Origin of the sequence: Paracoccus sp. SCN 68-21 (genome assembly GCF_001724535.1) — a bacterium.
GTDB lineage: Bacteria > Pseudomonadota > Alphaproteobacteria > Rhodobacterales > Rhodobacteraceae > Paracoccus > Paracoccus hibiscisoli.
Window position 1 is genome coordinate 21,889 of sequence record NZ_MEES01000022.1, and the last position, 12,736, is coordinate 34,624.

Annotated in this window: 11 protein-coding genes; 7 read left to right on the top strand and 4 right to left on the bottom strand. The window is 67.4% G+C overall.

Translation table 11 applies throughout. The features are described 5' to 3' along the window. The first annotated feature begins 7 nt into the window (after positions 1 to 7). The 6 genes from pip to infB all read left to right on the top strand — a co-directional run bounded on the left by pip (position 8) and on the right by infB (position 7,075). Complete coding sequence (gene pip, locus ABS73_RS08995) at positions 8 to 1,000, top strand: prolyl aminopeptidase (protein ID WP_277024396.1); 993 nt, start codon at positions 8 to 10, stop codon at positions 998 to 1,000. Further along, positions 997 to 1,461 carry a tryptophan-rich sensory protein TspO gene (gene tspO, locus ABS73_RS09000; protein WP_277024399.1) on the top strand — a complete coding sequence of 155 codons (465 nt, stop codon included), beginning with the start codon at positions 997 to 999 and terminating at the stop codon, positions 1,459 to 1,461. The genes pip and tspO overlap by 4 nt, the downstream gene beginning before the upstream one ends. A gap of 141 nt (positions 1,462 to 1,602) precedes the next feature. Continuing rightward, a complete protein-coding gene (gene rimP, locus ABS73_RS09005) occupies positions 1,603 to 2,235 on the top strand; it encodes a ribosome maturation factor RimP (protein WP_277024401.1) in 633 nt (210 codons plus the stop codon). 3 nt (positions 2,236 to 2,238) lie between these two features. Further along, complete coding sequence (gene nusA / locus ABS73_RS09010; RefSeq protein WP_277024404.1) at positions 2,239 to 3,864, top strand: transcription termination factor NusA; 1,626 nt, start codon at positions 2,239 to 2,241, stop codon at positions 3,862 to 3,864. 23 nt (positions 3,865 to 3,887) lie between these two features. After that, positions 3,888 to 4,511: an RNA-binding protein gene (locus ABS73_RS09015; RefSeq protein WP_277024407.1), complete on the top strand. Its 624-nt coding sequence runs from the start codon at positions 3,888 to 3,890 to the stop codon at positions 4,509 to 4,511. Between the two features lie 8 nt (positions 4,512 to 4,519). Further along, positions 4,520 to 7,075, top strand: a complete 2,556-nt coding sequence (gene infB / locus ABS73_RS09020; protein ID WP_277024409.1) for a translation initiation factor IF-2 — start codon at positions 4,520 to 4,522, stop codon at positions 7,073 to 7,075. Positions 7,076 to 7,261: 186 nt separating this feature from the next. Here the strand turns inward: infB and ABS73_RS09025 are convergent, their stop codons facing one another. The 4 genes from ABS73_RS09025 to ABS73_RS09040 all read right to left on the bottom strand — a co-directional run bounded on the left by ABS73_RS09025 (position 7,262) and on the right by ABS73_RS09040 (position 9,983). Next, a complete protein-coding gene (locus ABS73_RS09025) occupies positions 7,262 to 7,390 on the bottom strand; it encodes a hypothetical protein (RefSeq protein ID WP_277024411.1) in 129 nt (42 codons plus the stop codon). Positions 7,391 to 7,513: 123 nt separating this feature from the next. Then, positions 7,514 to 7,912, bottom strand: coding sequence for a (deoxy)nucleoside triphosphate pyrophosphohydrolase (locus tag ABS73_RS09030; protein WP_277024414.1), 399 nt, complete (start codon positions 7,910 to 7,912; stop codon positions 7,514 to 7,516). Beyond that, positions 7,909 to 9,153 carry a bifunctional glutamate N-acetyltransferase/amino-acid acetyltransferase ArgJ gene (gene argJ, locus ABS73_RS09035; protein WP_277024417.1) on the bottom strand — a complete coding sequence of 415 codons (1,245 nt, stop codon included), beginning with the start codon at positions 9,151 to 9,153 and terminating at the stop codon, positions 7,909 to 7,911. The genes ABS73_RS09030 and argJ overlap by 4 nt, the downstream gene beginning before the upstream one ends. Beyond that, positions 9,153 to 9,983, bottom strand: a complete 831-nt coding sequence (locus tag ABS73_RS09040; protein WP_277024419.1) for a foldase protein PrsA — start codon at positions 9,981 to 9,983, stop codon at positions 9,153 to 9,155. Before ABS73_RS09040 ends, argJ begins: the two co-directional genes overlap by 1 nt. A gap of 202 nt (positions 9,984 to 10,185) precedes the next feature. Here ABS73_RS09040 and secA point away from each other — a divergent pair. After that, on the top strand, positions 10,186 to 12,736 hold a 2,551-nt coding region (gene secA / locus ABS73_RS09045), incomplete at its 3' end, for a preprotein translocase subunit SecA (protein ID WP_286693437.1).

The window sequence follows — 12,736 nt, forward strand, 5'->3', positions numbered from 1 at the left end:
TGGCAGGATGGACCGATTGGCAGGACAAATCTCCGCGTCACATGGCCGCCTTCATGCGGCATCCGAGCCCTTTGCCCGACACCAGATCGCGGTGGGCGACGGCCACACCCTCTATGTCGAGGAATGCGGCAACCCGCGGGGCCGCCCCGTGCTGGTGCTGCATGGCGGCCCGGGCGGCGGGTGCAGCCCGTTCATGCGGCGCTTTTTCGACCCGGCGCATTTCCGCGTGGTGCTGTTCGACCAGCGCGGCTGCGGACGGTCCACGCCCACCGCCTCGGTCCAGGCCAACACCACCACGCATCTGATCGCCGACATCGCGCTGATCCGCGCGCAATTGGGCATCGACCGCTGGCTGCTGTTCGGGGGCAGCTGGGGCGCGACGCTGGCGCTGGCCTATGCCGAGGCGTATCCAGACCATGTCACCGGCCTGGTCCTGCGCGGCGTCTTCCTGGGCATGCGCGAGGAGCTGGACTGGTTCTATGGCGGCGGCGCGGCGCGGTTCTTTCCCGACCTCTGGGCGCGCTTTCAGGAGCCGATCCCCGAGGCCGAGCGTCACGACATGATCGCAGCCTATCACACGCGGCTGTTCGACAGCGATCTGGGCCGCCAGGCGCGCTTTGCCCAGCCCTGGCTGATGTGGGAGAACGCGCTGGCCGGGCTGCAATCGCACCCCGTCAGCCACGCCCCCGCCGATTACGCCCGCGCCTTTGCCCGGCTGGAGAATCACTATTTCAGCCATGGCTGCTTCCTGGACGAGGGGCAGCTGCTGCGCGACCGGCCGCGCATCGAACACCTGCCCGCCATCATCGTGCAGGGCCGCTATGACATGGTCTGCCCGCCCGCCAGCGCGCACCGGCTGGCCCAAGGCTGGGACCGGGCAGAGCTGCGGCTGGTGCCTGCATCCGGGCATGCGCTGTCCGAACCCCGCATCACCGCCGAACTGGCCGCCGTCATGGATTCGATCCGCGACGAGGACCGCAGCCGAAAGTCCCCCGCATGACCGCCTCCCTGTTCCCGATCTTTCTGCTGGCCAGCGTCGCCGCCGCCGCGACCGGGGTGATCTTTCGCCCCGGCGCCTGGTATGCGGGCCTGCGCAAACCGTCCTTTACCCCGCCGAACTGGGCCTTTCCGGTGGCCTGGACGACGATCTACCTGCTGTCCGCCATTGCCGCCACGCGCGTGGCGCCCCTGCCCGGCGCGGGCATGGCGCTGGCGCTGTGGTCGGCCCAGATCGCGCTGAACACGCTGTGGACGCCGGTCTTTTTCGGCGCGCGGCAGATGGCGCTGGCGATGGTGGTCATGGCCACGCTGCTGGTGACGGTGGCGGCGATGGTGGTGTCCTTCTGGTCGCTGGACTGGCGGGCGGGGCTGCTGCTGTTGCCCTATCTGGCCTGGCTGGGGGTCGCCACGGCGCTGAACTGGCGCGTCTGGCGCGACAACCCCGAGGCGGTCGGGCGCTGAGGCCGCTTGCATTGCGCTTGCTTTTGGGGCCGTCCCCGGCTATAGGACCGATCAACAGCGGTGCAGGCGTCCAAACCCTGCCCACCGGAACTTCCGCATGGGGCCCGCTGACGGCCCCTTTTTCCTGTCCAAGAGGATCCCATGTCCGCTGATCTGCCCGTCACGAACGACCTGATCGCCAAGACCGCGATCGACCGCCGCCTGGCCGAGATCATCACCCCGGTGATCGAGGATCTGGGCTATGAGCTGGTGCGCGTGCGCCTGCAGGGTGGCAAGACCGCCACGCTGCAGATCATGGCCGACCGTCCCGATGGCGGCATCAACGTCGACGACTGCGCGCAGATCTCGACCGCGGTCAGCGCCACGCTGGATGTCGAGGACCCGATCGAGGACAACTATTACCTGGAGGTGTCCAGCCCCGGCATCGACCGTCCGCTGACCCGTCTGAAGGATTTCGCGTCCTTCGAGGGCTACGAGGCGCGGCTGGACCTGAACCAGGCCATCGACGGGCGCAAGAAGTTCAAGGGCACGCTGGCCGGCGTCGAGGGCAGCGAGGTGCTGATCAACATCGAGGAGCAGGGCCAGACCCACACGATCGGGCTGGAGTTCGATCTGCTGTCGGACGCCAAGCTGGTCCTGACCGACGAGCTGATCAAGGAAATGCTGCGTCAGAAGAAGGAAGCCGGGGTCGAGATCGACAACCTGGACGAAACCGCCTTTGACGCGATCGAAACCGATGATGCCGGCGCCACCGCCGCAGAACCCAAGGAGTGAGTGATGGCGATCACCTCTGCCAACCAGCTTGAACTGCTGCAGACGGCCGAAGCCGTCGCCCGCGAGAAGATGATCGAGCCCGAGCTGGTCATCGAAGCGATGGAGGACAGCCTGGCCCGCGCCGCCAAGTCCCGCTATGGCGCGGAGATGGACATCCGGGTCAAGATCGACCGCAAGACCGGCAATGCCAGCTTTACCCGCGTGCGCACGGTCGTGGCGGACGACGCCGTCGAGAACTATCAGGCCGAGGTCACGGTCGAGCAGGCGAAACCCTATCTGGACAACCCCCAGATCGGCGACGAGATCATCGACATCGTGCCGCCCGTCGAACTGGGCCGCATCGCCGCGCAATCGGCCAAGCAGGTGATCCTGCAGCGCGTCCGCGAGGCCGAGCGCGACCGCCAGTACGAGGAATTCAAGGACCGCGCCGGCAGCATCATCAACGGTGTCGTCAAGCGCGAGGAATACGGCAACATCATCGTCGATGTGGGCCGCGGAGAGGCGATCCTGCGCCGCAACGAAAAGATCGGCCGCGAGAGCTATCGCCCCAACGACCGCATCCGCGCCTATATCAAGGACGTGCGCCGCGAGACGCGCGGGCCCCAGATCTTCCTGTCGCGCACCGATCCGCAGTTCATGGCCGAGCTGTTCAAGATGGAAGTGCCCGAAATCTATGACGGCATCATCGAGATCAAGGCCGTCGCCCGCGACCCCGGTTCGCGCGCCAAGATCGCCGTGATCAGCCATGACAGCAGCATCGACCCGGTCGGCGCCTGCGTCGGCATGCGCGGCAGCCGCGTGCAGGCCGTCGTCGGCGAGTTGCAGGGCGAAAAGATCGACATCATCCCGTGGAACGAGGATCAGGCGACCTTCCTGGTCAACGCCCTGCAGCCCGCCGAGGTCAGCAAGGTCGTCTTCGACGAGGAGGCCAACAAGATCGAGGTCGTCGTCCCCGACGAGCAGCTGTCCCTGGCCATCGGCCGTCGCGGCCAGAACGTGCGTCTGGCCAGCCAGCTGACGGGCCTGGACATCGACATCCTGACCGACGAGGAGGAATCCAAGCGTCGCCAGGCCGAGTTCAACACCCGCACCGCGCTGTTCATGGAGGCGCTGGACCTGGACGAGTTCTTCGCCCAGCTGCTGGTGGCCGAGGGCTTCACCAACCTCGAAGAGGTCGCCTATGTCGACCAGGACGAGCTGCTGACCATCGACGGGGTCGATGCCGACACCGCCGCCGAGCTGCAGGCCCGCGCCCGCGACGTGTTGGAGGCCAAGAACCGCGAGGCCCTGGAGGCCGCGCGCGCCCTTGGCGCCGAGGACAGCCTCATTGAATTCGAGGGGCTGACCCCCCAGATGGTAGAGGCGCTGGCCAAGGACGGCGTCAAGACCCTGGAAGATTTCGCGACCTGCGCGGATTGGGAACTGGCCGGTGGCTGGACCACCGTCAACGGCGCGCGCGTCAAGGACGAGGGCCTGCTGGAGCCGCATGGGATCACCTTGGAAGAGGCGCAGACCATGGTCATGACCGCGCGCGTGCTGCTGGGCTGGGTCGATCCGACCGAGATGGACGGCGCCGATGCGGCAGACGACCTGCAGGATGATGATGACAACGAGGAGGCCGGAGCCTGACCGCTCCGGATGGGAACACAAGCTTGAGCCGTGGTGGACGTGACAAGGACCGGGACGACGACCCGGAACGCCGGTGCATCGCCACCGGCGAGGTGCAACCCAAACGCGGGCTGATCCGTTTCGTGATCGGCCCGGACGGGCAGGTCGTGCCGGATCTGGCCGAAAAGCTGCCAGGACGGGGCATCTGGGTGGCGGCCGACAAGGCCGCCCTGAACAAGGCGGTGACCAAGGGGCTGTTTTCCCGCGCCGCCAAGGCACGCGTGCAGGCCGCGCCCGACCTGGCCGACCTGGTCGAGGCGGGCGTGGCCCGCAGGCTGGTCGATCTGGTCTCCTTGACCCGCAAGGCGGGGCGCGCGGTGGCCGGGTTCGAAAAGGTCAAGGGCTGGCTGGCCGAAGGCCGCGCCAAGGTGCTGCTGCAGGCCAGCGACGGATCGGAACGCGGCAAGGGAAAACTGTGGACGCCCACGGGCGGACGCTGGTTCGGCTGCATGACCGCATCAGAATTGGGTTTGTCCTTTGGGCGCAGTCATGTCATACACGGCGCGCTTGCGAAGGGTGGCCTGACGGACAAGGTGATCTTGGAAGCCGGCAGACTGACGGGTCTGCGCGGGCATGACGACGGCAATACGGCTGTCGGGAAGGAATGAAGACGCAGATGAGCGACAAAGACGGAAAAACCCCCTTGGGCCTTGGTGGCGGCAATCGCCCCGGCGCAGTCAAGCAAAGCTTCAGCCACGGCCGCACCAAGAGTGTGGTCGTCGAGACCAAGCGCAAGCGCGTCGTGGTGCCCAAGGCAGCCACGCCGATGACGGATGCCCAGAAAGAAAAGAACCCGCTGACCGCCCGCGTGGCCGGCGACAGTTCCAAGCGCCCCGCAGGCATCTCCGATGCCGAGATGGAGCGCCGGCTGAAGGCTCTTGCCGCCGCCAAGGCCCGCGAGGCCGATGACGCCGCCAAGCGCCTGGCCGACGAGAAGGCCCGCGACGAAGAGCGCGAGCGCCGCCGCGCCGAGATCGAGGCCAAGGCCCGCGAGGAGCGCGAGCGTGAAGCCGCGCAGAAGGCCAAGGCCATCGCCGAGGCCAATGCCATCCAGGACGCCGCCGACGAGGCCCGCCGCAAGGCCGAGCCCCGCCAGGAGCGTCCCAAGCCCGGCGCAGGCGTCGCCAAGCCCGAGGCACCCGACCAGGCCTCGATCGAGGCTGCGGCCTCGCGCGCCGAGACCAAGGGCGTCTCCACCGGCGTGGCCCGCAAGACCGACCGCGCCGCCGATCGCCCTGATCGCGACAAGGCCGCCAAGGCCAAGACCGATGACGCCCGTCGCGGCGGCAAGCTGTCGCTGAACCAGGCGCTGAACGGCGAAGCCGGCCGCCCGCGCAGCATGGCCGCCATGAAGCGCAAGCAGGAGCGGACCCGCCAGAAGGCGATGGGCCAATCCGCCCGCGCCGAAAAGCAGTTCCGCGAAGTGCGCCTGCCCGAGACCATCGTGGTCCAGGAGCTGGCCAACCGCATGACCGAACGCGCCGCCGACGTGGTCAAGGCGCTGATGAAGATGGGCATGATGGTCACCGCCAACCAGCCCATCGACGCCGACACCGCCGAGCTGGTGATCGAGGAATTCGGCCACAAGGTCCTGCGCGTCAGCGACAGCGACGTCGAGCAGGTCATCGCCCCGACGGTCGACCGCGACGAGGACATGCAGCCGCGCCCCCCGATCATCACGATCATGGGCCACGTGGACCACGGCAAGACCTCGCTGCTGGACGCGATCCGCAAGGCGTCCGTCGTCTCGGGCGAGGCCGGTGGCATCACCCAGCATATCGGTGCCTATCAGGTGACGACCGACAGCGGTGCCGTCCTGTCCTTCCTGGACACACCGGGCCACGCGGCCTTCACGTCGATGCGTGCCCGTGGCGCGAACGTCACGGATATCGTGGTGCTGGTGGTCGCGGCGGATGACGCCGTGATGCCCCAGACCGTCGAGGCCATCAACCACGCCAAGGCCGCCAACGTGCCGATGATCGTGGCGATCAACAAGATCGACAAGCACGACGCCGACCCGCAGAAGGTCCGCACCGACCTGCTGCAGCATGAGGTGGTCGTCGAGGCCATGTCCGGCGACGTGCAGGATGTCGAGGTCTCGGCCAAGACCGGCCTGGGTCTGGACAACCTGCTGGAGGCCATCGCGCTTCAGGCCGAACTGCTGGAGCTGCGCGCCAACCCGAACCGTGCCGCACAGGGCGCGGTGATCGAGGCGCAGCTGGATGTCGGACGCGGCCCCGTGGCCACCGTCCTGGTCCAGCACGGCACCCTGCGCCGCGGCGACATCTTTGTCGTGGGCGAGCAGTGGGGCAAGGTCCGCGCGCTGATCAACGACAAGGGCGACCGCGTCGAGGAGGCCGGCCCGTCCGTCCCGGTCGAGGTTCTGGGCCTGAACGGCACCCCCGAGGCCGGCGACGTGCTGAACGTGGTCGAGACCGAGGCCCAGGCCCGCGAGATCGCCGAGTTCCGCGCCCAGCAGACCAAGGACAAGCGCGCCGCAGCCGGTGCCGCGACCACGCTGGAGCAGATGATGGCCAAGGCCAAGGCGGACGTGAACGTGTCCGAACTGGCGGTCGTCCTCAAGGCCGACGTGCAGGGTTCGGCCGAGGCCATCGTGCAGGCCCTGGAAAAGGTCGGTAACGACGAGGTCCGCGTCCGGGTGCTGCATTACGGCGTCGGTGCGATCACCGAATCCGATGTGGGCCTGGCCGAGGCGTCGGGCGCACCGGTCATCGGCTTCAACGTCCGGGCCAACGCCCCGGCCCGCAACGCCGCCAACCAGAAGGGGGTCGAGATCCGCTATTACTCGATCATCTACAACCTGCTGGATGACATCAAGGCCGCCGCATCGGGCATGCTGTCCAACGAGATCCGCGAGAACTTCATCGGTTACGCGACGATCAAGGAGGTCTTCCGGGTCACGGGCGTCGGCAATGTCGCCGGCTGTCTGGTCACCGAGGGCGTGGCACGCCGTTCGGCAGGCGTTCGCCTGCTGCGCGACAACGTGGTCATCCACGAGGGCACGCTCAAGACGCTCAAGCGCTTCAAGGATGAGGTCAAGGACGTCCAGTCCGGCCAGGAATGCGGCATGGCCTTCGAGAATTACGACGACATCCGCCCCGGCGACGTCATCGAGATCTTCGAGCGCGAAGAGGTCGTGCGCACGCTCTGATCGGGCTGCATGAGATTACGGGAACCGGGCGGTGCAGCGGCATCGCCCGGTTTTTTCATGCCCGCGGGCGCGGCCATCCGCCGGGGCCAGACCCTGCCCGGCATGGCAAAGGGGGCGATCCTTTCGGATCACCCCCCCGCTGTTCTTCGTCGATCTGGCGCAACCCCTCGCTTGCGCCCGATCCTGTCAGTGGCCGACCGGCTTGCCCTCGAAAGTGCGGTTGCCGACGCGGACCAGAATGTTGCCGTTCGAGGTTGCCCCCTCGAAAAGCCCCTGGATCGAGATATAGCTGCCGATCGAAATCGTGCGAATCATGTCAAGCCCTCCTCTGTGCCCTGAAACAAAGTAAGTCATGAAATGGTTAAAGAAGCGTTCATAACTTAACCATCTAGGACTTTTTTCAGCAGTCAGGCAACCGGATCCGTCAAATTTGCGACACTATAGCCACATCTGCAGGGCGGGAATCAGCGGAACATCCGCCGCAGGCATAGGGTAATTGCGCAAATCACCCGCCCGGACCCAGGCCAGGCCCTGCCCCTCGCGGGGTTGCACGATTCCCTCCCACCGACGGCAGGCAAAGACCGGCATCAGCAGGTGGAATGTGTCATAGCTGTGACTTGCAAAGGTCAGCGGCGCCAGGCAGCTGTTCCAGGTGCGGATGCCCAGCTCCTCCTCCAGCTCGCGGATCAGGGCGGTCTCGGGGGTCTCTCCGTGTTCGACCTTGCCGCCCGGAAACTCCCACAGGCCTGCCATGGGCTTGCCCTCGGGGCGCTGCGCCAGAAGCACGCGCCCGTCAGGATCGATCAGTGCCACGGCGGACACCAGGACGGTCTTCACGACCGGTAATCCGCGTTGATGTCGATATAGCCATGCGTCAGATCGCAGGTCCACACCGTCCGCGCCCCCTGTCCCAACCCCAGGTCGACGCCGATCCGCAGCTCCTGGCCCTGCATATAGGCGCTGGCCGCGGCCTCGTCGTAATCCGGGTCGCGCCAGCCGTCGCGCGCGACGACCATGTCACCGAAGGCGATGCGCAGGCGGTCGCGGTCGGCCTGCGCGCCCGACTTGCCCACGGCGGCCACGATGCGGCCCCAGTTGGCGTCCTGTCCGGCGATGGCGGTCTTGACCAGCGGCGAATTGGCGATGGCCATGGCCACGCGATGCGCGTCCGCGTCATCGGTGGCGCCGGTCACGGCGATCTCGACGAACTTGGTCGCGCCCTCGCCGTCGCGGACGACCTGATGGGCCAGATCGCGCATGACGCCATGCAGCGCGGTCACGAAATCGCGCCCCGCCGGGCTGTCCAGATCGGTGATGGGCGCGCCCGCCCCCTGCCCGGTCGCCGCCAGGATCAGCGCGTCCGAGGTCGAGGTGTCGCTGTCCACCGTGATCGCGTTGAAGGTCGTGTCCAGCCCTGAGGACAGCGCCTGCTGCAGCACGCCCGCGGGGACCGCGGCATCCGTGAACAGATAGACCAGCATCGTCGCCATGTCGGGCGCGATCATCCCTGACCCCTTGGCGATGCCCACGATGCGGGTGCCGTCCGCCAGGGTCGCGGACGCGCCCTTGGGGAAGGTGTCGGTGGTCATGATCGCACGGGCGGCATCGGCCACCCCGCCCGCGTCCAGACCGCCCGCCAGATCGCCGGTGATGGCCACGACCCGCTCATGCGGCAGCGGCTCTCCGATGACGCCGGTCGACGAGGTGAAGACCCGCCCCTGCGGCAGGTCCAGCGCCGCGGCCACCGCCGCGCAGACCGCATCGACCGAGGCCTGCCCCCGAGCGCCGGTAAAGGCGTTGGCATTGCCCGAATTGATCAGGATCGCCGCGCCTTGGGGCGCATCGCCCCCCTGCGCCAGCTTGGCCTGGTTGTCCAGGATGCAGGCCGCGCGCGTGGACGACCGGGTGAAGGCCCCGGCCACCGTGCTGCCCGGCGCGATGCGGATCAGCGTCACGTCGCTGCGGCCCTGATACTTGATGCCCGCGGCGGCGCTGGCGAAATCGACGCCCGCGATCACCGGCAGGTCGGGAAACCGCGCCGGCGCCAGCGGCGATACGGGCAGGCCTGCCTTGCCCATCAGTTCGCCTCCAAAAGGTCGGCGCGGTCCAGCAGGGCGGGGTCGACGCCCTCGGTCTTCTGAACGTCGGCCTCACCGACCAGGCGGGCGATCTCGGCCTCGACCTTTTCGCGCAGGACCATCTGGGCGATCTGGTCGCGGACCTCGGCCAGGGGGGGCGCCTCGCGCAGGCGGGTCTCGTTCAGGCGGATCACGTGCCAGCCGAACTCGGTCTGGACCGGGTCGCTGATCTGGCCCGGCTCCATCCCGGCCACGGCCTCGGCAAAGGGCGCGACCATCTGATCGGCCGAGAACCAGCCCAGATCGCCGCGGTTCGGACCCGAGGGGCCGGTCGAATTCGCCTCGGCCACGTCGCCGAAATCGGCGCCGCCCTCGACCTCGGCCTTCAGCGTGGTGGCCTCCTCCTCGGTCTCGACCAGGATATGGGCGGCGTTGTATTCGGTCACGCTGCCCGCGTCCTGGAACAGCCGGTCATAGCTGGCCTGAACCTCGGCATCGGTCGGCTCGGCCTCGGCGATCTGGTCCACGGTGGCCGAGGCTAGGGTGTTGCGCCGCTGCAGCTCCAGCTGGGCGCGCACGGCCGGGGTGTCGGCGGCGGCATCGGCCACGGCGGTCTGGCGGACGAGCTGGTCCAGCATCATGTCCCACAGCGCGGGCGCGGGCATGCCCGCCATGGCCGGGTCCTGGATCGACTGCTTCATCACGATCATCTGGCCCAGGGTGATCTCCTGGCCGTTGACGGTCGCGACGACCTGGTCGGCATCCTGCGCCAGGGCCGGCACGGACAGCACCGCCGTCAGGGCAGAAGCCAGCAAAAACGATCGGGTCATGGGACGGGTCCTTTCACGGCGCGCGCCCCTGCCGGGACCGGGCCAACATTGACAGTCAGGCAGGCGGGCCCTACATCCAGACCAACTCCGTGGAAGGCGCCGCCGCCGCGTTCGTTCTGGCCCCTGATACGGCAAGGCGACCGGTGCGGGCAAGTGGGCGCCCGGTGACGTGCCTTCCCGACAACGTGATGGCGAAGGTAACATGATCGGTAATCTGGCAAAGATGGTCTTTGGCACGCCCACCGACCGCAAGGTCAAGGGCACGCGGCCCGTGGTGGCGCAAATCAACGCCCTTGAGGAGCAGTTCCGCGCGCTGTCCGATCAGGGCCTGATCGACAAGACGGCCGAGTTTCGGACCCGTGTGGCGGGGGGCGCGTCGCTGGACGACATCCTGCCCGAGGCCTTTGCCAATTGCCGCGAAGGCGCGCGCCGCGCCCTGGGCCTGCGGGCCTTCGACGTGCAGCTGATGGGCGGGATCTTCCTGCATCAGGGCAACATCGCCGAGATGAAGACCGGCGAGGGCAAGACCCTGGTCGCGACCTTCCCCGCCTATCTGAACGCGCTGTCGGGCAAGGGCGTGCATGTTGTCACCGTCAACGACTATCTGGCCAAGCGCGACGCCGAATGGATGTCCAAGGTCTTTGCCCAGCTGGGCATGACCTGCGGCGTGGTCGTCCCCTTCCAGCCCGAGGACGAAAAGCGCGACGCCTATGCCTGCGACGTCACTTATGCCACCAACAACGAGCTGGGCTTCGACTATCTGCGCGACAACATGAAGGGCAGCGTGGCCGAGATGGTCCAGCGCGGCCACAACTATGCCATCGTCGACGAGGTCGACAGCATCCTGATCGACGAGGCGCGCACGCCCCTGATCATCAGCGGCCCCAGCCAGGACCGAAGCGAGCTGTACAAGGTGCTGGACGCCTATGTGCCGCTGCTGACTGAGGAGCATTACAAGCTGGACGAGAAGGCGCGCAACGCGACCTTCACCGAGGAGGGTAACGAGTTCCTGGAACAGCGCCTGCAGGCCGATGGCGTCCTGCCCGAGGGGCAGACGCTGTATGACCCGGAATCGACCACCATCGTCCACCATGCCAGCCAAGCCCTGCGCGCCCACAAGCTGTTCCTGCGCGACCAGCATTACATGGTCCGCGAGGGCGAGGTCGCGCTGATCGACGAGTTCACCGGCCGCATGATGAAGGGCCGCCGCCTGTCGGACGGTCTGCACCAGGCGATCGAGGCCAAGGAGGGCGTGGAGATCCAGCCCGAGAACGTCACCCTGGCATCGGTGACCTTCCAGAACTATTTCCGCCTTTACGACAAGCTGGGCGGCATGACCGGCACCGCCTCGACCGAGGCCGAGGAATTCGCCGAGATCTACAAGCTGGGCGTGGTCGAGGTGCCCACCAATCGCGGCGTCGCCCGCATCGACGAGCATGACCGGGTCTATCGCACCGCCGCCGAGAAATACGCGGCCGTGGTCGAGGCCATCAAGGAGGCCCATGCCAAGGGTCAGCCCATGCTGGTCGGCACCACCAGCATCGAGAAATCCGAGATGCTGTCGGCGCTGCTGCAAAAGGACGGGATTCCGCATAACGTGCTGAACGCCCGCCAGCACGAGGCCGAGGCGCAGATCGTCGCCGATGCCGGCAAGGTCGGCGCGGTGACCATCGCCACCAACATGGCCGGTCGCGGCACCGACATCCAGCTGGGCGGCAATGTCGAGATGAAGGTCATGGAGGCCCTCAAGGCCGACCCGGACGCCGATCCCGACGCGCTGCGCGCCCGCATCGAGGCCGAGCATGCCGACGAAAAGGCCCGCGTCCTGGAGGCCGGCGGCCTGTTCGTCCTGGGCACCGAACGCCACGAATCGCGGCGCATCGACAACCAGCTGCGCGGCCGGTCGGGCCGTCAGGGCGATCCGGGGCGGTCGCTGTTCTTCCTCTCGCTGGACGACGACCTGATGCGGATCTTCGGGTCCGAGCGTCTGGACAAGGTGCTGTCGACCCTGGGCATGAAGGAGGGCGAGGCGATCATCCACCCCTGGGTGAACAAGTCGCTGGAACGCGCCCAGGCCAAGGTCGAGGGCCGGAACTTTGACACGCGCAAGCAGCTGCTGAAATTCGACGACGTGATGAACGACCAGCGCAAGGCCATCTTTGGCCAGCGCCGCGAGATCATGGACAGCGAGGAAGTGGGCGAGATCACCGCCGACATGCGCCATCAGGTGATCGACGACCTGATCGACGATCACATGCCCGCGCGCAGCTATGCCGACCAGTGGGACGCCGAGGGGCTCAAGACCGCTGTGCGTGAGCGGCTGAACCTGAACCTACCGATCCCGGACTGGGCGGCCGAGGATGGCGTGGATCATGACGTGATGCGCGAGCGGATCACCGAGGCCAGCGATACCTATATGGCCGACAAGGCCGCGGCATTCGGGCCCGAGACGATGGTGCAGATCGAAAAGCAGGTCCTGCTGCAGCAGATCGACCACAAATGGCGCGAGCATCTGATGACGCTGGACCACCTGCGCTCGGTCGTGGGGTTCCGCGGCTATGCGCAGCGCGACCCGCTGTCGGAATACAAGACCGAGGCGTTCCAGCTGTTCGAGACGCTGCTGGACGGGCTGCGCTTCGACGTGACGCAGCGGCTGTGCCAGATCCGGCCCCTGACTCAGGCCGAGCGAGATGAGATGACCGCCCAGATCGCCCGTCAGAGCCAGGCCGCGCAGGCGCAAATGGAGGCCAGCC